Annotated in this window: 18 protein-coding genes; 13 read left to right on the top strand and 5 right to left on the bottom strand. The window is 44.4% G+C overall.

Annotation, left to right across the window (positions count from 1 at the left end):
* Positions 1–229 precede the first annotated feature (229 nt).
* From ABR189_RS03870 to ABR189_RS03910, 9 genes are all read left to right on the top strand, one after another.
* Positions 230–2278, top strand: a complete 2049-nt coding sequence (locus ABR189_RS03870) for a CHAT domain-containing protein (protein ID WP_354659127.1) — start codon at positions 230–232, stop codon at positions 2276–2278.
* A gap of 30 nt (positions 2279–2308) precedes the next feature.
* Entirely contained in the window at positions 2309–3964 is a 1656-nt protein-coding gene (locus tag ABR189_RS03875) for a S8/S53 family peptidase (RefSeq protein ID WP_354659128.1), read from the top strand.
* Between the two features lie 168 nt (positions 3965–4132).
* Positions 4133–4726 (top strand): RNA polymerase sigma factor, encoded by a 594-nt coding sequence (locus ABR189_RS03880; protein ID WP_354659129.1) that lies wholly within the window; start codon positions 4133–4135, stop codon positions 4724–4726.
* Between the two features lie 113 nt (positions 4727–4839).
* Positions 4840–6018 carry a FecR family protein gene (locus ABR189_RS03885; protein WP_354659130.1) on the top strand — a complete coding sequence of 393 codons (1179 nt, stop codon included), beginning with the start codon at positions 4840–4842 and terminating at the stop codon, positions 6016–6018.
* A 262-nt stretch (positions 6019–6280) separates the two neighbouring features.
* Positions 6281–9652: a SusC/RagA family TonB-linked outer membrane protein gene (locus ABR189_RS03890; protein ID WP_354659131.1), complete on the top strand. Its 3372-nt coding sequence runs from the start codon at positions 6281–6283 to the stop codon at positions 9650–9652.
* A gap of 28 nt (positions 9653–9680) precedes the next feature.
* Complete coding sequence (locus ABR189_RS03895) at positions 9681–11657, top strand: RagB/SusD family nutrient uptake outer membrane protein (RefSeq protein ID WP_354659132.1); 1977 nt, start codon at positions 9681–9683, stop codon at positions 11655–11657.
* 28 nt (positions 11658–11685) lie between these two features.
* A complete protein-coding gene (locus tag ABR189_RS03900; protein ID WP_354659133.1) occupies positions 11686–12894 on the top strand; it encodes a DUF5000 domain-containing lipoprotein in 1209 nt (402 codons plus the stop codon).
* A 30-nt stretch (positions 12895–12924) separates the two neighbouring features.
* Positions 12925–14133 carry a DUF4998 domain-containing protein gene (locus ABR189_RS03905; RefSeq protein WP_354659134.1) on the top strand — a complete coding sequence of 403 codons (1209 nt, stop codon included), beginning with the start codon at positions 12925–12927 and terminating at the stop codon, positions 14131–14133.
* Between the two features lie 39 nt (positions 14134–14172).
* Positions 14173–15285: a DUF4855 domain-containing protein gene (locus tag ABR189_RS03910; RefSeq protein ID WP_354659135.1), complete on the top strand. Its 1113-nt coding sequence runs from the start codon at positions 14173–14175 to the stop codon at positions 15283–15285.
* Positions 15286–15362: 77 nt separating this feature from the next.
* On the opposite strand, the gene ABR189_RS03915 is transcribed toward ABR189_RS03910, so the two are convergent.
* Both ABR189_RS03915 and ABR189_RS03920 read right to left on the bottom strand, forming a co-directional pair.
* On the bottom strand, positions 15363–15833 hold the full coding sequence (locus tag ABR189_RS03915; RefSeq protein WP_354659136.1) for a hypothetical protein: 471 nt from the start codon (positions 15831–15833) through the stop codon (positions 15363–15365).
* Between the two features lie 65 nt (positions 15834–15898).
* Positions 15899–16804 (bottom strand): NAD(P)/FAD-dependent oxidoreductase, encoded by a 906-nt coding sequence (locus ABR189_RS03920; protein WP_354659137.1) that lies wholly within the window; start codon positions 16802–16804, stop codon positions 15899–15901.
* Between the two features lie 230 nt (positions 16805–17034).
* On the opposite strand from ABR189_RS03920, the gene ABR189_RS03925 reads away from it, so the two are divergent.
* The 4 genes from ABR189_RS03925 (at position 17035) to ABR189_RS03940 (ending at position 21194) form a co-directional block, all read left to right on the top strand.
* Positions 17035–19443, top strand: a complete 2409-nt coding sequence (locus ABR189_RS03925) for an outer membrane beta-barrel protein (RefSeq protein ID WP_354659138.1) — start codon at positions 17035–17037, stop codon at positions 19441–19443.
* An 80-nt stretch (positions 19444–19523) separates the two neighbouring features.
* A complete protein-coding gene (locus ABR189_RS03930) occupies positions 19524–19853 on the top strand; it encodes an ArsR/SmtB family transcription factor (protein WP_354659139.1) in 330 nt (109 codons plus the stop codon).
* Between the two features lie 54 nt (positions 19854–19907).
* Positions 19908–20741, top strand: coding sequence for an arsenite methyltransferase (locus ABR189_RS03935; RefSeq protein WP_354659140.1), 834 nt, complete (start codon positions 19908–19910; stop codon positions 20739–20741).
* 39 nt (positions 20742–20780) lie between these two features.
* Positions 20781–21194: an arsenate reductase ArsC gene (locus ABR189_RS03940; protein ID WP_354659141.1), complete on the top strand. Its 414-nt coding sequence runs from the start codon at positions 20781–20783 to the stop codon at positions 21192–21194.
* 88 nt (positions 21195–21282) lie between these two features.
* On the opposite strand, the gene ABR189_RS03945 is transcribed toward ABR189_RS03940, so the two are convergent.
* The 3 genes from ABR189_RS03945 to ABR189_RS03955 are packed head-to-tail and all read right to left on the bottom strand — an operon-like array spanning position 21283 to position 23429.
* The gene (locus tag ABR189_RS03945; protein ID WP_354659142.1) at positions 21283–22353 is read right to left on the bottom strand and encodes an NAD(P)H-dependent flavin oxidoreductase; all 1071 of its coding nucleotides are present in this window, start codon (positions 22351–22353) and stop codon (positions 21283–21285) included.
* A gap of 52 nt (positions 22354–22405) precedes the next feature.
* Entirely contained in the window at positions 22406–22948 is a 543-nt protein-coding gene (locus ABR189_RS03950; RefSeq protein ID WP_354659143.1) for a hypothetical protein, read from the bottom strand.
* Positions 22935–23429 (bottom strand): RNA polymerase sigma factor, encoded by a 495-nt coding sequence (locus tag ABR189_RS03955; protein ID WP_354659144.1) that lies wholly within the window; start codon positions 23427–23429, stop codon positions 22935–22937. Before ABR189_RS03955 ends, ABR189_RS03950 begins: the two co-directional genes overlap by 14 nt.
* Positions 23430–23559: the final 130 nt, after the last annotated feature.

The raw sequence follows: 23559 nt of genomic DNA on the forward strand, positions 1-23559 counted from the left end.
AATATTGCTTGCCCCATACCGTTTTTATGCAGTCCCCGGTAAGACCATACAGGCAAAATTTGAAGTTCTCATGGCTTATGCTTAACTTGGTATACAAGAGCATTTCGTCCGGACATGGCCATCAGGCAATAAACATAACAGATAGGTAAATACTGGTAATCCCAAACACTCCAAAAAGAAACGATGTTACTCGTGCGCTTTCCCCTTATTCCTAAATATCATCGATATTATGATACCTAAAAATGAGTTCGTCAATCAAAACTTTGCAAGTATTGATATCAATACAGCTGTGAAGACGGTCATTGAGTTTATAAAGTCCGATCGTCCAGACTACCTGGTGATAGAAGATCCCAAGAAAAAGAAATATTATCTGCAGCAGAGCCAGGAGGCTTTACCTGCACTAAAAGGTATGTTGGGTACAGATGATTTAAGACCTTTTCTGCAGGCAATGGATCTGGAACAAGCACCTGTTATCGGTATAAAAGGTGTTATTAAAGGATTTAAAAAAGAGGCTTTAGTAGTAGAAGAGGGAAAGGTGATTTGTATTGTTAATCCGGTATTGCCTGGCAGCATTCATAGGGGTGGTACACTGGAAGAGTCTATAGTAGAAAAGATGATGCGGGAGATGTCCGGTGGGTCACGCGGTGCGGCAAATATTCCGGATATACCTCCCAGGGTTACTGCACCGGCTCCACCAATCCACGTTGGTTCAGAAAAGGGAATGCCTTCCAGGGGGGTTGAAACCGGCAGTGGTGCGCCTGCAGGTGGTGGCAGTGGAACGCCTCCTGGTGAGCCTCCGGGTGATACACCAGGACCATCTACTTATTATCTGAATGCTTCCTGTAAGGATAAAGCTGCCCTGGAAGAAGAAATATCCCTGTTTGTCAGTATAGACAGAAAAAGTACTACTGCAGCAGCGCCTGCACTGTTGTTGGTAACAGGGGCAGAAGTGGAAATTGTAGTCTCCCCCAAAAGTGGATTCCTGATTAATGGAAGAGACCATGCAGTCATTAAGGTAACCGGGGAGGAGGAAAGCAAAAAATGTTATTTTAAACTGACAGCTACTACTGCGGGAGAAGCACATATTGCAGTGTTTGCTTTTCTGGATGGGATGGAAATTGCCAGGATGGACTTGCTGGTACAGGTATCTGCGGAAAAACTACCAGTGGATAATGATGAGGTAACTACTTCTGCCAGCAAAGGTATTGCATTAGCAAAACCACAAACGGAACCGGACATTACCTTGCTGATTACAGAAGAAACAGCTGTGAATGGGCAAAAACAACTGTATTTCAGAATTAAATCACCCGGACTGTACTTTAACAAGTTTGGTCCGGTAATACTGGAAAAGGACCCCGTTAAGTACTTCCAGGACTTCTTTAAAGATATTGAAGCGCTGGACCTGGCCACTAAAGAACAAAAGGAAATAGCACAACTACAGCTGAAGTCCAAAGGCATGGAGCTATATGCTGCCCTGATCCCGGAAGCATTACGTAAGCATCTGTGGGGACTGAAAGACCGGATTAAAACGGTGATTATTAATTCGGAAGAGCCCTGGATTCCCTGGGAGGTTTGTTATTTTTCTGCAGAAGGAGAAGCGAATGAGGAGGGGGGATTCTTTTGTGAAATATTTGAAACTTCCAGGTGGCTTACAGGCACTAATTCTCCTAAAGAAAGCATCAGCTTCAGCAAGGCGGCGCTGGTGGTGCCGGCGGATTCCAAATTACCTTATGCCAATGATGAAAGAGATGATCTCACCACGATGCTCAAGAGGCAGGGCTGCATGGTGATGAATGTGCGGGCCTCCTTTTTGGAGCTGGTCAACAATTTTAAGAAAGGTACCAACACCCTTTGGCATTTTACCGGTCATGGTGCGGTAATGGAAGGAGGAAACCCGGAAAAAACATGTATGATCCTGGAAGAGGGGCAACGCTTTACCCCGGAAAATATTAACCTGGTAAAAATACTGGGACAGTCTCAGCCCTTTATATTTTACAATGCCTGTCAGATAGGGCAGAGTGCTATGGGGCTTACCGGTATTGGGGGCTGGGCACAAAAATTTCTGGAGGTGGGCGCATCCGGATTTATCGGAGCTTACTGGTCTATCTATGATAAGGCAGCGTATCAGTTTGCCATAAAATTCTATGAAGGAATGCTGGCAGGAGCAACAGTAGCCAGGGCAGCACAGGAGGCAAGACGGGAGATTAAAGATGCTGGTGATCCTACCTGGCTGGCTTATACGGTGTATGCTTATCCCAATGCAAAGCTGGTACAATAATTATTCAATCATCTTCTTATCTAAAAAGTTATGACAGCCACTACCCCAAAATTGATCGTACAATTAAAAAACAAACAGGTACTCCAAAAAAGAAGAGGGATGGATCATGCACAGAATTTAAGTGATGATAATCCTGTTCCGTTGCAGATTGTTGATACGGCAGATACACAACGCCACTTATGGGACCAGGCGCATGCACTGGTAAAAAATGATGCGGAAGTAGACTTTGCAGAACCGGATGTACTTTCCCAGGATACATATATGGAGCAGTCGATGGCAGCAGAACAACAAACACTGGGAGAGGCAGAGAGTGCGTATTATTCCTATATTGATTACTGGCCTCATCCGGAAAAACCGGAGCTCTGGCACCTGGAAGATGACTACTCCGGCCTTCGCGCTGCGCGGGAATTGCTGCGGGCATCCGGCGCTAAGAAAAAGGTAAGGATAGCTCACCTGGATACAGGTTACTTTTCCAAACATATTTCTTTCCCTAAAGATATTATCAACACAGAACTGCAACGCAACTTTGCAGAAGGAGAAGAGGAACATATCAACAATGCGGAAGATGCGCTGGTAGATGGTACTTTGAAGATGCCTGGTCATGGTACTGGTACACTCAGTATCCTGGCCGGTACCAAAGTTGCTATCCCGCAATATGGTTTTGATGATTACCTGGGGCTGCATGACATGATTGAAATAGTACCTATCCGCATTGCTAAAAGTGTGGTACTGTTTAAATCCTCCGGGTTTGTAAAGGCGCTGGATTATATTATCAATGAGCTAAATGCGAAGGAAGAAACCCGCATACATGTGATCACGATGAGTATGGGAGGATTGCCCTCCAAAGCCTGGGCGCAAATGGTGAATGAGGTTTATGAAAAGGGCATCTTTATGGTCACGGCAGCAGGGAATAACTTTGGCAAACTGCCAGCCCGTACCATGGTATATCCTGCACGGTTTAACCGGGTAGTAGCCGCCTGCGGGGTTACGTACGACAAAACACCTTATGCCAAGCCGCATGGGGAAGGAGGTTTGCGTATCATGGAAGGGAACTATGGTCCTACTTCACTGATGGGCACTGCTGTCGCTGCGTTCACGCCTAATGTTATCTGGGCCACCTACAAATACCCCGGGGTAGTGGGGATCCGTGGTGATGGTACCTCTTCTGCTACTCCCCAGATAGCAGCAGCAGCTGCGCTTTATTATATTAAAAATTATGATGCACTGGAGGCATTACCGGAACCATGGATGAGAGTAGAGGCTATCCGCAAGGCTTTGTTTGATACCGCCAAAAAGGAAATAGCGCCACCTTACGAGGCAAGTGATTGTGAAAAGTTTTTTGGTAATGGCATCCTGCAGGCAAGAAAAATGCTGGATATCCCGGTGGCTGGACCAGATACGCTGGAAAAACAACCCCGTGATAAAATTTTCTTTCCATTTCTTAAATTGATCCTTGGCCTGAGAAAACCGGAAGAAGAAATGGAAGATGAAATGCTCGAAACAGAATTGATGCAGCTGATCCTCACTGATCCGGTATTACAAAAAATCCTTAATAATGAGGAAACCAGGATAACGAAGATGAGCAATGATGAACAAATGCAACTGGCTGATGCGGTGTTGAACAATCCACATGCTTCTGATACACTGAAACAAAAAATGCTGGAAATAAAAGCCAGATTATCTTAATATGTCTTGCATACAGCAATATGTCTTTTATACAATTAATTGATCGCTCCTTTCATTGAATTTGGTTTTTTGCCGCTTTTAGTTAAATTTAGCCCTTGATATTATTAAAACCAATGATTAAAGGCAGGAGAATACACCAGCGTTCTCCCTAAAAGCGTTGTACCGGATATGAGTTATTTATCTTCAGAGATAGAGGTTTTGCAGCGTGCGGGTGAAGGGGAAAAACTTGCCTTTCAGCAAATATATGAACAGTATGCCGGAGAGCTGTACCGGTATATTTATCTGTTCGTCCGTTCAAAGGAAGATACAGAGGATATCCTGCAAAATGTTTTCACGAATATCTGGTTAAAGAATGATACGCTTCCAGACATCATATCTCTTCGCAGTTACCTGTTCAGGGCGTCCCGCAATCAGGTGCTCAACTATTTACGGAATACAAAAGTGAAAATGAGGGTGCACCATCAGCTGGCCACCGGAGAAGGCAGAGATATGGATGACCTGAATGAACAGTTATTGTTTAAGCAGTATTATGCCATTGCCAAAGATGCGATTGATAAATTGCCTACCCGCAGAAAAGAAGTGTTTAAACTCAACCTGGAACAGGGCCTGGATATGCATCAGATAGCCAGTCAGCTGGGCATTTCTTCCTCGGCGGTGAAACAGCACCTATACGCCGCTTCCGACTTCATACGTAGTTACCTGCAGAAACACGGAGAGATCACTGTTACATTATTTATTTTCCTCACATTATTCGACCAGTAAGCCGTTTCCGGCCGATATCAACCTTAATTTTAAAAATATTTTAACACCCACCTGTCTAATACTTAAACTGCCGTGTCTTATATAGACGGGGGAATTAAATTATCTTCTTCTTTATGAATAAAAACGAAGCCAGGGAGTTTGTAGAAAAATACGCGGAGAATAACTATTCGGAGGCCAGTCATCAGGCTTTCCAGGAATGGTTATTGGAGCAGCCCATGGAGGATATACAGCCCCTGCTGGATGAGTATACGGCTTTGCTGGAAAAACATCCGGTGCATTTGCCGGCTGATAAACAGCTGTTTCAGCGTATCGTGAACAGCTTGGAAGAAAAGGAGAAAATGCCTGCCCCTAAAGTAGTACCGGTGTACTCCTGGAAAAGAAGACTGGCTTATGCCGCTGCTGCTGTCTTGTTATTATTTGCCGGAGGTACTTATTGGTATCAGCAGCAACAACCCCCCCAGCCTGCTAATCAGCAGGTGGTGAAAGCGATCCAACCGGGTGGGGCACGTGCAGTATTACAGTTGGCAGATGGTTCTACCATCGAACTGGATAGTGTGGCCAATGGGCCCCTGGCACAACAGGGAAATACCAGTATTATAAAATTAAATACGGGCCAGCTGAGCTACAATGCGGGAGCCAGTACGAAAGGAGCCACGCCCTCCTGGAATACCTTACATACCCCCCGTGGAGGCCAGTATGAACTGGTATTGCCGGATGGTACAAAAGCCATACTGAATGCAGCATCTTCTTTACGCTTTCCTACTGCTTTTACCGGCAAGGAGCGAAATGTGGAAATGACGGGAGAGGTATATTTTGAAGTAGCTCAAAATACCCAACAGCCATTCACTATAGCTGTAAATGATATGGATATCACCGTTTTAGGTACCCAGTTTAATGTAATGGCCTATCCGGACGAATTTAATACACGTACAACACTGATAGAAGGGGCCGTTATGGTGTCCAAAGGGGCTGTAGTAAAACAGCTGCTCCCCGGACAACAGGCACTTTTAACCAAAGGGGAACATGTTTTTGATATAAGAACAGTAGATGTAGAGCAGGACGTAGCCTGGAAAGATGGCCGTTTTGTATTCAATGATAATATACAAGGTATCATGCGCCAGATAGCCCGGTGGTATGATGTAACAGTAGAATATGCAGGGAATATCAGCAACAAGGCATTTATAGGTGATATTTCACGGACAGAAAGGGTAGAAGAAGTATTAAAGATGTTGGAACTAACCGGTAAAATCCATTTTAAAATAGAAAACAGAAAGATTGTCGTAATGCCATAAAACAGATCATTAGTCAACATGTCAACCAAAATGTAATACACAAAAAGTGGCGGGAATAAGCCTGTAAAAATCCTGGGACAATGAAAAAAACCAGGCGCGGTTGCAACGCGCCCGGTGGTTCTATGCCTGGATTAATCTATTCAATCATTGGAGTGAATGAAACCTTAACAATTAAACCAAGCTGATCAAAATTATGAATTTAAAACTAAAGGCCAAAGTTGGCCTATGGGTGTGCTGCCTGCCCGCTAAAATTCCGCTGTTTATGAAATTGACGCTAGTCCTGTTACTTACAGCCATGCTCCACGTTACTGCGGGCGTTCATGCCCAGAAAGTAACGCTGAACAAGAAAAATGCCACGCTCCTGGAGGTGCTCAGAGCCATCCGGAAGCAAACAGGCGCTCATTTTGTGGGCGACCGGCAAATGCTGCAAAGTACAGGCGGTATCAATATCAATATTAATAATAGCTCCCTGGATGCTGCTTTGGGGGCTTGCCTCGATGATCTCCCTTTTTCCTATACCATTATTGATAAGACTATTGTTATTAAAGAAAAAGAATCCCCCATCGTTCCCGTTATCAACGCACCAGTGGCGGATACCAGTATTACTATTACGGGAAAAGTGTCAGATTCGCTGGGAACGGCATTACCCGGCGTATCTGTTATATTAAAATCTGATCCCAAAAAAGGGGTGCAAACAGATGCTAACGGACGGTATACGTTTAAAGTACCTTCTAAAGGAGGAATACTCGTATTTAGCTTTATTGGCTATGAGAAAAAAGAAGTGCCGTTGGATGGTAAAAATGTAAAGAATGTGGTGTTGTCTTCTTCAGATAGCCAACTGGGAGAAGTGGCGGTAGTGGCCTTCGGCACCCAAAAGAAAACCAGCATGGTAGGATCTGTTACTACCATCAATCCTAAAGAACTGAAAGGCCCCACCAGTAATATGACCACCATGCTGGCCGGAAGAATATCGGGTGTAATTGCATACCAGCGCAGTGGTGAACCCGGAAAAGACAACGCGGAGTTCTTTATCCGGGGGGTTACCTCTTTTGGTACCGGTAAAGTGAACCCACTCATCCTGATCGATGGGATGGAAAGTTCCACAGCAGATCTTGCCCGGATTCAGCCCGATGATGTGGCCGGGTTTTCTATCCTGAAAGATGCCACTGCATCCTCTTTATATGGGGCCAGAGGCGCAAACGGGGTAGTGCTGGTGTCTACTAAATCAGGTACCAAAGGGAAAACGAAATTCACATTCCGCGTGGAAAATTCGATGTCTTCCAATACCAGGAACTTTAAACTGGCAGATAATATTACTTATATGAATCTGGCCAATGAGGCATCCATTACACGGGATCCATTAGTTCCGGTGCCCTATCCTCAAAGTAAAATTGACCGCACTGCTGCGGGGGCTGATCCGTTATTATATCCTGATAATAACTGGATGAAATTGATGTTCAAGGAAAATACTTCCAACCAGCGCTTTAACCTGAACCTGAATGGGGGAAATGACCGCGCGCAATACTACATTGCTGGTACCTACAATATTGATAATGGTATCTTGAAAACCATTTCAGGGAGCAATTTTAATAGTAATGTGAGGTCCAATAATTACGAGATTCGCTCTAACGTAAATATTAAACTCACCCCCACTACAGATGCAGTGATAAGAACTTCCGGACGCTTCAGCGATTATAATGGCCCTATCGGTGGTGGTGGAAACGTATTCAAACAGGTGATGTGGTCCAACCCTGTTGCATTCCCGATTCTTTTCCCTCAAAATATGTTACCGGATGTAAAACATCCATTGTTTGGTAATGCCCGTAAAAATACAGGGCTGTATTCCAACCCTTTTGCAAATGTAGTGTCGGGTTTTCAGCAGGAAAGTAATTCTACACTGATTGCCCAAATTGAGTTAAAGCAGGACCTGAAGTTTTTTACACCAGGCTTGAGCGCGAGGTTAATGACTTATACTAAGCGCTATTCTTCTTTCGATATGAGCCGTAAATACAATCCGTTTTTCTATGCAGTAAGTGTAGATCCGGAGGAAGGTGCCAGAGGGCTTTCTTTGTTGAATGAAGGAAGTGCTACAGAATATCTGGGTTTTTACCCGGGTGATAAGTCGCTGAATACATATACCTATTTGGAAGCTGCTGTAAATTATAACAAGGTCATTAAGGAAAAGCATGAAATTACCGGAATGCTGATTACTATTATGAGCAACAGTATCAATCCCAATGTACGCGATTTGCAAAGCTCTCTGCCACATCGTAACCAAGGGGTTTCAGGCCGGTTGACGTACAACTTTCAAAGCCGTTATATGGCAGAATTTAATTTTGGCTATAACGGATCCGAACGCTTTCATACCACCCACCGGTATGGTTTTTTCCCTTCCATCGGAGCCGCATGGAATATTAGTAAGGAGCAGTTCTGGGAACCAGTAAAGAATACCATATCCAATTTGAAAATGAGAGGTACCTATGGCTTGGTGGGTAATGATCAGATTGGTAATGATTGGGATCGCTTTTTCTATCTGTCAAACGTTAATATGTCAGATTGGGGAAAAGCCTACACTTTTGGTGAAAACTTTAACCAGCGTAAACCGGGGATTAGTGTAAGCCGGTATGAAAATAAAGACATTACCTGGGAAAAGGCATACAAAGCCAACGTAGGATTGGAAATAGGGTTGTTTAATGATGTGAATATTGAAGTAGACATCTTTAAGGAACGCAGAACCAATATTCTGATGACCAGGAACTTTGTTCCTACTACAATGGGGTTGTCTGCTCCTATACAGGCTAATGTAGGGATAGCAGAAGGAAAGGGAATGGATATGTCACTTGATTACAAAAAGTCATTCAATAAAGATGTATGGCTGACCGTTCGTGGTAATTTTACCTATGCTACCAGTAAGGTAATTGCCAAAGAGGAACCGGATTATCCAGCACACCTGCGCTATTTATCTGGTTTGGGCCTATCTGTTTCACAGATAACAGGACTTATTGCAGAACGTTATTTTATAGATGAACATGAAGTCGCCAACTCGCCAAAACAAAATTACGGCAAATACATGGCGGGGGATATCAAATACCGGGACATGAATGGGGATGGACAAATCACCGATCAGGATAAAGTACCAATCGGTTATCCTCTCATGCCCGAAATTATATATGGATTTGGTTTCTCCTTTGGATTCCATGCATTTGATATCAGTGCGTTTTTCCAGGGTAGTGCACGCTCTTCTCTGTTCATCAGCCCGGGCGAAATCACACCATTTATCAATGAAAATGGATTACTGAATGTGGTTGCTAACGATCACTGGTCAGAAAATAACCGTGACCTCTATGCTTTTTGGCCCCGCTTGTCTGCACAGCCTGTTGAAAATAACCTGAAAACTTCTACCTGGTGGATGCGTGATGGTGCTTTTCTCCGCCTGAAAACATTAGAACTGGGATACAATATGCCTGTCAGACAAATGGAAAAATTACGTTTAACTACCTGCCGTATTTATCTGAGCGGTATGAATCTTTTTGCTATCAGCAAGTTCAAAATGTGGGATGTGGAAATGGGAGGTAACGGATTGAATTACCCTGTTCAGCGTGTCATCAATGCAGGGATCAGCCTTGGGTTTTAATTTGTATTAACGATTAATCGATGTTGAAATGAAATATACCTTTTTAAACAATATGCGGTGGCTGGGGAAATGCAGAAGAGGAATGGGAGCCCTGATCGCGACGGCTTTTTTACTTACAGGTGCTGCCTCGTGTAAAAAGAGTTTCCTGGATATTGTACCGGATAATATACCTACTATTGATAATGCATTCTCCAACAGAGTGGAAGCAGAAAAATTTTTATATACCTGCTACTCCTACCTGCCTACTATGGGGCCTGTATCCAATATTCTTTTTATTGGATCTGATGATATGTGGACCTATTATTTTAATAATTATTCCTATCAGTCGCCCTGGAAAATCGCATTGGGAGAACAGAATATTGTAAACCCCTATGTGAATTTCTGGGACGGAGACAACCATGGAAGACCATTCTTCCGGGCTATCCGGGATTGTAATATTTTCCTGGAAAATATGAAGACAGGAGAGGGATACAAACGTATTACCGACTTGAGTCCTGATATGCAAAAAAGGTGGATAGGTGAAGCCCTGTTTCTCAAAGCATACTACCATTTTTACCTGTTACGGATGTATGGACCTATTCCGATTACAGATAAAAATCTCCCTATTTCCGCTAGTCCGGAAGAGGTAAAAGTAAAGCGCGATCCGTTTGATAAGGTGGTAGATTATATCTCCGGCCAGCTGGATGAGGCTGCTGCATTATTGCCGGATGATGTGCCCAAAAGAAATACAGAACTGGGAAGAGTAACGAAGCCAGCGGCATTGATGCTGAAGGCCAGGCTGCTCGTAATGGCCGCCAGCCCTTTGTTCAATGGGAATTCTGATTATGCTGGTTTTAAGGATAAAGATGGACAGTTATTGTTTAATCCTTCTTTTGAACAACAAAAATGGGAAAAAGCTGCTGCCGCCTGTAATGATGCATTGGAAGTGACTGAAAGAGCAGGTATTAAACTACATGAATTTGTAGACGCATTTGCCGCGATTTCTCCTGCTACTGCCATTCAATTGAGCATTCGGGGCAGCGTCACGGAAAAGTGGAATTCGGAGTTGATATGGGGAATTCCGGGGGATGAGGCTGGCGATAACCTGACCCTGCAACAGTACATGATGGCCGACCGGATCGACCCAAATAATTCAAAAGCAACTTATTGGGGTTCCTATCTGGCTCCCACACTCAGGATGGCGGAAACATTCTATAGTGAAAATGGGGTGCCTATTAATGAAGATAAATCCTGGGATTATGCCCGCAGGTTTGATCTGCGCACAGCTACGCACGAAGAACGCTTAAATGTAAAAGAAGGTTATACTACCGCGAGACTGCACTTTAACCGTGAAAACAGGTTCTATGCCAGTATGGCTTTTGATGGTGCGGTATGGTATCTGAATAGCTCCCCGGGTAAATCGGATGAAAATGGATTCTATATACAAGCCAAAATGGGTCAGCCACAAGGGAAGCAAAGAGATGAATTTTACTCTGCAACGGGATACTGGGCTAAAAAACTTGTTAACTGGAAGTTTGAACAAACATCGGACGGCTGGAGTACAGAAAGATATCCCTGGCCGGAAATGCGCCTGGCAGATCTTTATCTGTTGTATGCTGAGTCATTGAATGAAATAGGAAGGGGCAATGATGCTATTGAATGGCTGGACCGTGTCCGTAAAAGAGCAGGTCTGAAAGGAGTGAAAGCTTCCTGGAGCGCTTACTCCAATCGCCCGCAGAAGTTTAGCAACAAAGAGGGTCTGCGGGAAATTATCCGGCAGGAAAGACAGATCGAATTGGCTTTTGAAGGTTCCAGACTCTGGGATCTGCGCCGCTGGAAAGAAGCCGTAGTGTTGCAAAACAGACCGGTGCAGGGATGGGATGTATTTCAGCGACTGACCACAGAATATTATCGTCCCAGAACATTGTTCAACCAAACTTTTGTGGCCCCAAGGGATTATCTCTGGCCATTAAAAGAATATGATCTCACCATTAATCCTAACCTGGTGCAAAATCCCGGATGGTAAATAATTCTTTATCCTAATCATTACTATCATGATGCGATATATAAAAACACTCTTCCTCTTCATTTTATTGGCAGCCGTTAATGCCTGCAAAGAAGATCATTTACTTCCACTGGAAAATGATCCTACACCTCCGGGACAAATTCTTAATCCGGTGGTGCTGCCTATGCCAGGCGGTGCCAAAATAACTTATGCCTTGCCGGGCAGTGCTAATCTGCTATATGTGATGGCCGAGGTAAAAAACAAACGTGGCCAGCTGAGAGATTTTAAAGCGTCTTATTATACCAATAGCCTGGTAATTGATGGCCTGAGTGATACAGATCCGTATGAGGTAAAATTGTATTCTGTTAATAAAAGTGAAAAACGTTCCGAACCGGTGGTGGTAACTATCCATCCCATGGAACCACCCTTTTCAAAGGTATTCAAGTCATTTGAATTAATGGGTGATTTTGGAGGGGTAAATCTGAAATTTGAAAATCCCGATCTGGCAGATCTGGTAATTGGCCTTTGCGGAGATTCCCTGGGGGTACCATTGCTGATCGATAATTATTATACCAACCTGAAATCGGGTAACTATACCTTTCGCGGACTGGCCGCCGAAAAGAGAAGGTTTGGCGTATTTATCAAGGATAAATTCGGGAATACTTCAGATACCACATTTGCAGAACTGACACCCCTATATGAAAAGATGCTGGATAAATCCAAATTCAGAGAAGTAAGATTCCCGGGTGATGCACCTATCAATACTTCACAATGGAATATTGCACTGCGCAATATCTGGGATGGCAGATGGTCGTCAGACTTTAACTACCCATATGATGGTAATGGCAACAACTGGCTAAACGTATCCACCGATGGTGCCTTTGATGGTACTCCCATGCATATTACCATGGACCTCGGTGTAACCGTTCATATCAGCAGGTTCAGGTTAAACAACTATTATAAATACATCAATGTGGCGATGCGGAAATATGAAATCTGGGGTGCTGTAAATCCGCCTGCAGATGGTAGCTGGAATGGATGGACCAAAATCCTTACTTACGAACAGATCAAACCGTCTGGCTTACCAGGTGAACAATACAATGACGCCGATGCTGTGGAATGGCTCAAGGGAGATCAGGCTAACTTCCCTCCGGGAATGCCCGAATTCAGGTATATCAGGATACGCTGCCTGGAAAACTGGAAAGGGGATGGTAACCTGTGTTTTTCTGAAATCACTTTCTGGGGAGATGCCCAATAGGCTTATAATGCTTAACACTAAAATTTTCCGATGAAACAAATTGTAAATACCGTATACATATTTTTAGGACTGTTCCTCCTGGGTAATATTGTAGCCTGTACTAAAATGGATGACTACAAAAAATTTACAAACGGAAAAGAGATTTCCTATACAGGTAAGGTAGATTCTCTTAAACTCCACAGTGGTAATCAAAGAATAGAATTAAGTTGGCTTCTCATAGCGGATCCTAAAATAACAGGGGTTACTGTTTACTGGAATAATAACCGAGACTCTGTGGTGATCCCTGTAAAAAGATCAACCGGGATAGATACCATGAAATATACTTTCAACGATTTTGCGGAAGGTACCTATAACTTTGTCATCTATACCTGGAACAATGAAGGGAGCCGCTCTGTTCCTGCATATATCACGGGAAAGTCATATGGGCATCAGTATACAGGCTCCCTGTTAAATAGAGGAATGAATCACGCCGAACTAATGCAGGACGGTAATGTGATCATTGATTGGGGGGTAAAGGAAGAAACGGTGATAGGCATGGAAGTAACTTATACCAACACTGGCGGGGAACGGAAAAAAGTATTGACCCCGGCTACCAGTGTCCAAACAGTACTGGAACAGTTTAAGGGTGGTACCACTTTTGAATATCGTACCCTTTTCAAACCTGATACGCTGACCATTGATACATTTTATGCTCCGCTGGTAGTAAGAGGGGCAAAGGAAAATGTGACCAGTCAGTATTTAAAAAACTATAAACGTCCTTTTGAGCGTTCTGAATGGGATGGCAATCGCTGGGGTACTTTAAAAGATTGGGTGATCAATGATGCTGCAAAGAACCGCGGAGGAGGATATGGCGGCTATGATAATATGGCTGGGGATGCTGCTTTCTGCTTTGAAAAATGGGACGGAGAAACCTCCATTGAAAACGGAAAGGCTTATCAAACAATTACCTTGCCTGCGGGCAACTATGAATTCGGCTTTATTACCGCCGGAAATCCTAATGGTTACAAGATCGGAAGTAATCCCAGGTTCCTGGTAGCAGCATTGGGAAATACACTTCCCGATGTGGCCAATGTAACTGATGCATTAAGTTACACTTCTTTTGTAGATAAGGAAACTGCCTTCACGCAATTTACCCTGGATGCTCCCACACAAGTATCACTGGGGATGATCATGACTTTCACCGATTGGGGAGCACAGGGTTTCCGTATACAGGATATCCAGCTATTTAAGTTGCCTTGATGCATAAAGCAGGTGATTATATTTTAATAAAAGGAAATAATGATGAAAAATAAATGGTACTACCTGGGGCTACTCCTGTTTACAGGAGTAGTATCCGGTACCACTGCCTGTAAAAGAGCGATTAATCAGAATAAACCGGAAGTATATACGCCACGTGAAGACACTACCACCTACATTTCTGATCTGGCTTTACTTTACCAGGGCGGCACACACCGCCTGCCCTGGTACAAAGACCAGCTCCAGCCATATATTTACCGGAGTGAGACTCCCGGCAAAATAGACTGGTTGTTTGACGGGTTCCTGTTTATAGAGTTTAAAGATAACCTGGGGCATGAATATGCAGAAGGTTATGCAGAACGTCCGGCCGGAAAAGTGGAATGGGAATGGTTGCTGAACAGAAATTTTGAAAAGGACAAGGCGATTGCTGCATTGGATGGGGTGTTGGACAGCCTGGCCAGATTGAAGCAGATACCAGCCCGTAAACGTAAGGTAGTGCTTACGTTGCCGGAGCCAATTGTAGGCTTTAAGGATTGGGGAAGAATAAATCATTCCAGCCTTGATTTTGACTCTGCCAGCCACCGGCTGAATGCTTGTAAATGGTATATCGAAACAGCGCTGGAGAAATGGAAAACCGCTAACTTTAAACACCTGGAATTAATGGGTTTTTACTGGGTAGCAGAACATAACACAGGGGCTGCAGAAATATTACCGGAAGTATCCAGGTTTATTCATCAAAAGGATAAACGTTTTTACTGGATTCCTTACTATGGTGCAGAAGGGGCAGGCCAGTGGAAAGAAATGGGTTTTGACATCGCTTACCAGCAGCCTAATTATTTCTTTAATACCATAACGCCTTACGATATCCTGACAGGGGCGCTTAATTTTGCAAAGAAGCATAAAATGGCGCTGGAAATGGAGTTCGACAGCAGGGTAGTAGACCAGCCCGAATTCCGTAGCCGGTACAGTGCTTATATCAGGGAGTTTCAAAACTATGGGGTGTGGGAAAACTTGCCCGTAGCTTATTACGAAGGAGGGTCCGGATGGCTGGATATGTTCCGGAGTAAAGATGTGGAGGTGAGAAAGTTGTACGATCAGCTGGCAGATATTATTATTAAACGACAGCATAGTACCGATGCCCGGTTAGTTAAATAGAAAAATTACTGTAGCAAATTGTAAAGCCCCGGCAAGTAAATCTTCCGGGGCTTTTTTATAGTATGGTCGGTGAAATATTATTCGCAGGCCCTGGTTTCCATGGGAACGGTATCAAATTTAAGTGCAGCATCATCACTGTTAAAAATCGGTGCGCCTTCCTTGCTGAAGTTGTCCGGAACACCTTCAAATACCTGATTGCCGGATAACCTGAATACAACGTTTCGGGTACTTTCCACACCTTCACTCATAAACTGGTAAGTAGCCCGGATAATGTTGTTTTTGATACTTCCTTTTATCTCACCTGTATTTTTGTCCTTCTCAAAGAAGTTGTAGGAAAGGTGACCGTTTACCAGGCTGTCGCTCACCACCAGCTGTAATAAAACAGTATCCTGGCCGATGGCTTTAATAAAGCAGGTCGTTGTGGCCGGAACCGTAGTCGTAGCAGTGGTTGTCACGGAGTCCGTTTCGCCGGATTGAGATGCTGTGGGCTGATTACAGCCAGTAGCCAGGCCACCAGCGAATAACAAAAACAGGGTGGATATTTTCATAATTTGGGTGTTGATTACCTGCAATTTAATCAATACACCACATTTATCATACCTCCTGTACCGTTTTAAAACTGTTCCTCTATGAGCGCTTTGTTAATAGCTGCTCCTGCCATGGAGCCACCGGCCACTGCTCCGGATACCGCCCGGAAAGGGGTGGTATTATCTCCCGCTGCATAAATACCGGGTACGGTGGTTTGTTGAAGTACATCTACCGTAATAAAGCCCATTTCATTAAAGTCACAACCCAGTGAGGCGGGAAGCGGAGAGTGCTGTGTAAAGGGTAGCCGTGCATATAACGCTTTCAGGAAAGCGGTGCTGCCATCCTCAAATGTAATTGATTGTATATAGCCATTGTGGTGGGTAAAATGAGCCACAGGGCTGGAGATGACCCGTATCTGATGTTGTGCCAGCCTGGCTTGCTGCTCATGGGTAAATCCCGTTGGACCATTGGTATACACCGTCAGGTCGGGTGTCCAGTTGAGGATGAGTTTGGCAAATTCAAAAGCAGTATCTCCGCTGGCCAATATTCCGGTGGGTTGCTGTTTTACTTCATAGCCATGACAATAGGGGCAATGCAGTACGGAAATCCCCCAGCAATCAGCAAAGCCTGGTATAGGGGGCATGGTATCACGGATACCGGTGGTAAATAACAATTTATGAGCAGTGTGTGATTGCCCGGAAGCCGTTGTGATACTAAATCCGGCTGCTTGCCGGCTGGCCCCGGTGACGGTATCGGAGAGCAACCTGATGGTAGGGTACCGCAATACCTGTTCTTTGGCCAGGGCAGCAATGGCCGCTGGAGTGCTGCCATCCTGGGTAAGGAAGTTATGGGAGTGAGGTGTTTGCCGGTTACAAGGCAACCCACTGTCTATTACCAATGCCTGTCTGCCTGCCCGGCCCAAGGTCATGGCTGCGGAAAGCCCGGCATAACTGCCGCCAATAATGATTACATCCAGGATATTGTCTGACATATGATTTATTTAATGAAGCTTAGGAATTTGTGAGGCAAAGATAGTAATAAATGCAACAATGATGCAAATGATATGGTGAATTCATGATAAGTTAATAGTTGCCTGGCGCAGATCATGTGGGAAGAGGAACGGAAATATTTTACCGTTTGTATAAGTAATCAGAAAAAAAGCGGTCGCTTTATTACTTTACGCCCCGTTTTTAACCGTTTCTATCTAACAACCCAATCGCAATGCACCTGAATATTGTTGCTAAAAGGATACCATGTTTGCTGTTGTCATTTTTCTTTCTGATAAATTATAGTGTGGGTCAGCATAAGATACAAGGTACGGTAAGAGATCAGGATCAAAACAAGGTGCCGTTTGCTACCATTGTCCTGTCAAATGCTGATAGCAGTGTGGCAGCCACTGCGCTGGCAGACAGTGCTGGGATGTTTATGATCAGCCAGCTGAAAACATCCACTTATACGCTCACGATAGCCTCCATGGGGTATGCACCTTATAAACAGGCATTCAATCTGCATCATGATACAACTATAAATCCGCTGCTGGCTATCGTTCGCAGCCAGCTGGGCGTAGTGGAAGTAGTACAGCAAAAACCTTTGATAGAGCGAAAAACAGACCGGGTGGTGTTTAATGTAGGGCAGAGCATTTCAGCGATAGGCAGCAATGGCCTGGAGGCAATCAGTAAAGCGCCGGGAGTAAAAGTGGCCGACAACAGCATCAGCCTGGTAGGAAAAGGGGCTGTTCAGGTAATGGTCAATGATCGTTTGCTGCAACTCTCCGGCGAAGACCTGACACGCTATCTCCAATCTCTCTCTGCCAATGATATCGGGAGCATAGAAGTAATGACCAATCCCCCGGCACGTTACGATGCGGCGGGTAATGCGGGCCTGATCAATATTGTGCTGAAGAGAAACCGGAAACAGGGATATAACGGTACCATACAGGGAGGATATAAACAGGCGGATTATTATGGAACAGGAGAGCTGGGGGGCAACATGAATTACAACGCTGGCAACTGGTCTTTATATGGTAATTTAGGAGCTACTAAAGGCCGCTTCCTCGAAGGATTTAAAACAGATCTTTATTACCCTGCACAAACCTGGATGCAATCTGATACGGGTGATTATAAAATAAAAGAAGTACATGGTACCCTTGGAGCTGACTATCAGTTGAGTTCAAAGTCTTCTATCGGGATGGTATATATGGGGGGCACCGGCCGTTATGACGGTTCTGATCATGTACAGAATCCTATCTATAATCTCAACGGTCAACTGGATTCTACCTTGCGCACCTATGCGGTATATCAGCCGGTATGGGTCAATAATGCAGTCAACCTGCACTACCTGACCAACCTGGATAATAAGGGCAAAAAGCTATCCATGGATGCCGACTTTTTTAATTATCACCGGGAAGACCAATCCGACTTTGAAAGCAATAGTTATACCGGCAAAGGAGAGATCACTCCCTGGGGCAAAAACCTGTACTACAATACTGCTAAACAGAATATTAATATTTACACCTTCAAAGCAGATATAGAACTGCCAACTACGTTTGCAAAATTCATGCTTGGCGGAAAAATAGGGTTCATTGACAATTACAGCAATGCTTTGTATTACCGGATCCTAGAGCAAACACATGTATATGACAGTACCAGAAGCAGTGAATTTACCTACAAAGAAAATACACAGGCGCTATATGCCAGTGCCAGTAAAGAACTGGGGAAATGGACTATGCAGGCAGGCATTCGTGGAGAATTTACCCAAACAAACGGTTATTCACATACACTGTTGCAAACTAACACTAACCAATATTTTAAAATATTCCCTTCGGTGTTTGTAAGCTATAGGCAGGATGACAATAATACCTACGCTTTCACTTATGGCAAAAGGATCAACCGCCCCACTTTCTGGACACTGAATCCTTATAAATCCCTGTTAACCGCTTACAGTTACTTTGAAGGAGATCCTTATCTGCAACCGGAATACAACAGCAACTTTGAGCTTTCACATACTTTCAAATCATTGCTCACCACCACTGCTTTTCTAAACATTACCAACAACGGCTTTGAAAATATCTGGATGCCCAACAGTGATACCAATGTAGTGTTTAAAAGACCTATCAACTTTTTAACCAGCTACCGCTATGGCATTAGTGAAACCATCAGTATTACACCATGGTCCTGGCTGGAAAGTATGAATATGGTTAATGTGTACTATACCAATGCCCGGTCAGCTATCCCTAATGTAAAAGAGCTATCTGACTGGGGTTGTTATATCTCTACCAACAATACCATTACTTTCAATGAGGCTAAAACTTTTACGGGTGCTGTGAATTTCTGGTGCCAGTTTCCCGAAGTAAATCATATCAGTACATCCAATACCTATTACAAGCTGGATCTGGGTATAAAGGTGCTGGCCTTGCAAAAACAACTGGCCATTGCGCTGAATGCCAACGATCTGCTAAGGTCTAGCGCCTCCGTAATGTATACAACGGTCAATAATATCCGGCAAACATTTACCAACTTCCAGGTAAATCGTAACGTAACCTTGTCGCTCACCTACAAGTTTGGTAACAATGCACTGAAATCCAACACCCATAATACGGGTAATGAGGAGGAGCGTAGCCGGGCGCACTAGCCTGCTATGTCTGCTATGTAAAAAAAATTGGTCAGATAAACTTTCTATCGTAATATTGCGATGTAATAAAAGCATGGATAATGGGAGCAACAAAAGCCGCCCTGTTTACCAGGGAGCAAAATGAAATAGCAGCTATGGCCAAAGCATTGGCACATCCTGCGCGGATTGCCATCCTGCAATACCTGGTTAAAAAGAATGCCTGCGTATGTGGCGACCTGGTAGAGGAGCTGGGACTGGCACAGGCCACCACTTCACAGCATCTGAAAGAATTGAAGAGCATGGGTATTATACAGGGCACTGTTGAAGGAGCCAGTGTTTGTTATTGTATAGCTCCCAAAGTATGGAAACAGTACAAAGAACTGTTTAACAGCTTCTTTAAAGAGGTGACGCTGGAAAATAAGTGTTGCTAGTTTTTTTAGTTTGATTAATCGCAATATTGCAATAATACAATAATAGTAAAACGTATGTCTACCGATGAACAAAAGAAGGCTATCGTGATGCAGAAGTATAGTGAAATAGCCTTGCAGGATAGGGCCATGAACCAGGCCTCCTGCTGTGGCGCGGGTGGTTGCTCTACAGAAGTGTATAATATCATGAGCGATGATTATACCCAGATGGAAGGGTATAATGCAGCTGCCGACCTTGGGCTTGGTTGTGGTCTGCCAACTGAATTTGCAAAAATTAAAAAGGGAGATACTGTCATTGACTTGGGCTCCGGTGCCGGTAACGACTGTTTTATTGCCCGTCATCAAACCGGGGAAACAGGAAAGGTAATTGGTATTGATTTCACACCGGCGATGATTGCACAGGCACGTGCCAACGCGGAGAAACTACAATTCCACAACGTGGAATTCCGCCAGGGTGATATTGAAAATATGCCGGTAAGCGCTAACATGGCGGATGTTGTAGTCAGTAATTGTGTGCTGAACCTGGTGCCCAATAAAGATGGTGTACTAAAGGATATTTTCCGGGTGCTTAAACCTGGTGGGCACTTCAGTATATCCGATATTGTGCTGGAAGGAACATTACCTCCGGCTATACAGCAGGCGGCAGAAATGTATGCAGGCTGTGTGAGTGGTGCTATATTGAAAGCGGAATACTTATCGCTGATAGAAAAAAATGGTTTTGAAAATATCTCCATTCAAAAGGAAAAGATCATTACCATTCCGGATGATATCCTGCAACAATATTTAAGTGCAGATGAAATAGCCGGTTTCCGTACTTCAGGTACTGGTATTTTCAGCATTACGGTATTTGCACAAAAACCTACAGCCTGCTGTCCTCCGGGCTGTTGCTGATTGGGGGACCTCAGTAATTATCATCAAATCTCCTGAAGCGTGAAACGTATATTAGTATTATGTACCGGCAACAGTTGCCGCAGCCAGATGGCGGAAGGATATCTGCAACATTTTGCCGGCACTAAGGCAAAGGTATATAGCGCGGGGGTGGAAACGCATGGTGTAAATCCTAAGGCCATCGCCGTGATGGCGGAAGATGGGATAGATATCTCGCAGCATACTTCTAACCATATTGACGGATACCGGGAGGTAGACTTTGATTTTGTAATTACCGTATGTGATCATGCAAAAGAAAGGTGCCCCTTCTTTCCGGCCGCAGCGAAAAGATTCCATGAAAACTTCCCCGATCCGGCCAAAGCTACCGGTACGCCGGACGAGATCATGGATGTTTTCCGGGAGGTAAGACAACAGATCAAAGATTATAGCCGCACATTTGTAAAGGATAATTTATAACAAAGGAGAGTGCTAGCCCTCCTTTGTTATTTATAAGTACTCGGATAGCAGGAGTAGCTGTTGTCAGACCGGCAATTCATGCATCATATTACCCCTTTTTTGCCAGTGCTTCCATATCTGCAATAAGTTGTTCAAATATTGCTTTCGCAGTTTTATCTGTGGCGATTGCTGCCCGTTGTCCTGCCCATAAGGAGAGTAACTCACTTTTATTAGCGGCAGCAGCATGTTTTCGTAAGGTGGTCGTCAGCATATTTTGTACGGGGTAGGGTGGAATCTTTATACCGGCCGCCGCTACCGTTTGCATGAAATCATTGGAGATGCCCCTGGCCCAGCGTCCTGTAAAAACATTGGTGAGTTGTGTGGCGGTATCCCGGCTGCGTTGTACCGCATCTTTATAGGGCTGTGCTGCTTTGCTTTCTGCACATCGCAGAAAGATACTACCTGGCTGAAATCCCTGTGCACCCAATATATGCGCTGCCATTATACTACGTGCATCTGCGATGGCACCGGCGGCAATAACAGGTACGGATACGTGGTCTGTTATCTCCGGAATAAGTGCCATACTGCCTACCTGTGGCAAGGGGCTTCCTGGCAAAAAGCTACCCCGGTGCCCACCAGCTTCAATACCCTGGGCTACAATGGCGTTGATACCTTTTTGCTCCAGTATCAGTGCTTCTTCTACACAGGTAGCGGTACCAATAAGATATACCCCGGCGTCTTTTAATAGCCGGATACTTGCATCATCCGGGATGCCGAAAGTGAAGCTGACAATATTAACATGTTGCTCAAGTAATAAGGATAGCTGGTCGTGATAAGTGTAAAAGGGCGCTTCTTCGCTAATCAGTGCTTCATCATTGATCCCATATTTACCTGCTATTGCTGTTAGCAATGTTTTCATCGTATTGATCTCCGCAGCAGTACTGGCGGGCAACGTGTGCATAAAGAGGTTCACTGCAAATGGCTGTTGGGTAAGCCGGCGGGTAGCGCTTATCAGTTGGCTGCTTTCTTCCTTGCTGAGTCCGCCTATCGGTAATGATCCAAGACCTCCTGCATTGGATACTCCGGCTACCATAGCCGGGGTAGTGACACCCAGCATAGGTGCCTGGATCACGGGGTATTGTACTTTTAGCTGGTCTTTCAGTATACTGCTCCAATTCATGGTACAAATGTTTTGATGGGTGCTGTAAAATTACAGCATTCCACCTGTTTAATCAGCTGTTCAGTGAGGCAATATTATGGCTGATCTGCCTGATGCGGGAGGCCCATACTTTATATAACAGGAATACCTGCACGGGGAGCAAACCCAGTAAAGCAAGGAGCCAGTATTTGTGTGGGGTCCATTGTACCGTGATGAGGAAGAACAACAAAAATGCGCCTATGCTAACCACCCTGGAAAGGATGGAGATGCGTGCATAGTTCTTCAGACCAGACAGGTATTGTTGCAGGGACTGGCTTAAGTTGATACCGGATATTTTATTCCGGTGCACCATATATCCCACTACACTGTGCAGCAGCATGAATCCAATAGCGGCTACCAGCAATACATTGGCATAAAATGGTTTTTTATCACCGTCAAAAAAGTCGTAATACACCAGCAGGAAAGCGCCCCAGCCAATAGTTTCAATGATCAGCTGACGTCTGATTCCTTTTAAAACAGGGTGACGGTTTTCCTGTATCATTTTGCCCAGTGCTTCCGGGGTAGTGCTCGCTGTATGAATACCTTTCCAGGTAGATTTGAAATTATCTTCGTTCATGTGTTGGGAGATTTAAGATGGTTTTAATTTTAGTTTTGATCCTGTTCAGTTTAACGCCGATGTAGTTTTCATTGATGCCGGAGATCTCTGCCATTTCCTGGTAACTGAGGTCTTCCAGGTACAAGGTAATCAGGGCCTTTTCTCCATCATCCAGCTGCTGGAGGGCATTAAAAAACTGTTCCTGCTGGAGGTGGAGGCTATCTCCGGAAGTATCTGGAATATCTTCCGGCAAACTGGCCCCGTAAATGATGGGAGGCTTCCGTTTCCGAAAAGCAGCCATGGCAGTGTTTAAGGCAATGCGGTACATCCAGGAGGTTATCTTGGATGCCCCTTTGAAACCAGGGTAGGACTTCCACAGTTGAAAGATGATTTCCTGGAACAGATCCTCCCGGTCTTCTTGCTGATCCCTGTACAGCCGGCAGATTTTATGCAGGATGGCCTGGTGCTGATGAAGGAGCTGTAAAAAATCCTGTTCACTCATGTCCTGCTGTTTTATGGAAAGTAACAAGGATACCACGCTGTACGATGGTAAATGTGATAATGCAAATATTATACATAGGCAGTTATGTTTTGCTTTATTAGTTGCATAAAAAGGTAAAAACTTACAACCA

The sequence above is a fragment of the Chitinophaga sp. H8 genome, from assembly GCF_040567655.1.
Taxonomy (GTDB): Bacteria; Bacteroidota; Bacteroidia; order Chitinophagales; family Chitinophagaceae; genus Chitinophaga; species Chitinophaga defluvii.

Excerpts from the sequence above, each read along its gene's own strand:
- ABR189_RS03915 (WP_354659136.1), bottom strand. The coding sequence starts at position 15,833 with ATGAAAATATCCACCCTGTTTTTGTTATTCGCTGGTGGCCTGGCTACT.
- ABR189_RS03920 (WP_354659137.1), bottom strand. The coding sequence starts at position 16,804 with ATGTCAGACAATATCCTGGATGTAATCATTATTGGCGGCAGTTATGCC.
- ABR189_RS03910 (WP_354659135.1), top strand. The coding sequence starts at position 14,173 with ATGATGAAAAATAAATGGTACTACCTGGGGCTACTCCTGTTTACAGGA.
- ABR189_RS03930 (WP_354659139.1), top strand. The coding sequence starts at position 19,524 with ATGGGAGCAACAAAAGCCGCCCTGTTTACCAGGGAGCAAAATGAAATA.
- ABR189_RS03870 (WP_354659127.1), top strand. The coding sequence starts at position 230 with ATGATACCTAAAAATGAGTTCGTCAATCAAAACTTTGCAAGTATTGAT.
- ABR189_RS03945 (WP_354659142.1), bottom strand. The coding sequence starts at position 22,353 with ATGAATTGGAGCAGTATACTGAAAGACCAGCTAAAAGTACAATACCCC.
- ABR189_RS03890 (WP_354659131.1), top strand. The coding sequence starts at position 6,281 with ATGAAATTGACGCTAGTCCTGTTACTTACAGCCATGCTCCACGTTACT.
- ABR189_RS03880 (WP_354659129.1), top strand. The coding sequence starts at position 4,133 with ATGAGTTATTTATCTTCAGAGATAGAGGTTTTGCAGCGTGCGGGTGAA.
- ABR189_RS03905 (WP_354659134.1), top strand. The coding sequence starts at position 12,925 with ATGAAACAAATTGTAAATACCGTATACATATTTTTAGGACTGTTCCTC.
- ABR189_RS03900 (WP_354659133.1), top strand. The coding sequence starts at position 11,686 with ATGATGCGATATATAAAAACACTCTTCCTCTTCATTTTATTGGCAGCC.
- ABR189_RS03925 (WP_354659138.1), top strand. The coding sequence starts at position 17,035 with ATGCACCTGAATATTGTTGCTAAAAGGATACCATGTTTGCTGTTGTCA.
- ABR189_RS03950 (WP_354659143.1), bottom strand. The coding sequence starts at position 22,948 with ATGAACGAAGATAATTTCAAATCTACCTGGAAAGGTATTCATACAGCG.
- ABR189_RS03875 (WP_354659128.1), top strand. The coding sequence starts at position 2,309 with ATGACAGCCACTACCCCAAAATTGATCGTACAATTAAAAAACAAACAG.
- ABR189_RS03895 (WP_354659132.1), top strand. The coding sequence starts at position 9,681 with ATGAAATATACCTTTTTAAACAATATGCGGTGGCTGGGGAAATGCAGA.
- ABR189_RS03935 (WP_354659140.1), top strand. The coding sequence starts at position 19,908 with ATGTCTACCGATGAACAAAAGAAGGCTATCGTGATGCAGAAGTATAGT.
- ABR189_RS03885 (WP_354659130.1), top strand. The coding sequence starts at position 4,840 with ATGAATAAAAACGAAGCCAGGGAGTTTGTAGAAAAATACGCGGAGAAT.
- ABR189_RS03955 (WP_354659144.1), bottom strand. The coding sequence starts at position 23,429 with ATGAGTGAACAGGATTTTTTACAGCTCCTTCATCAGCACCAGGCCATC.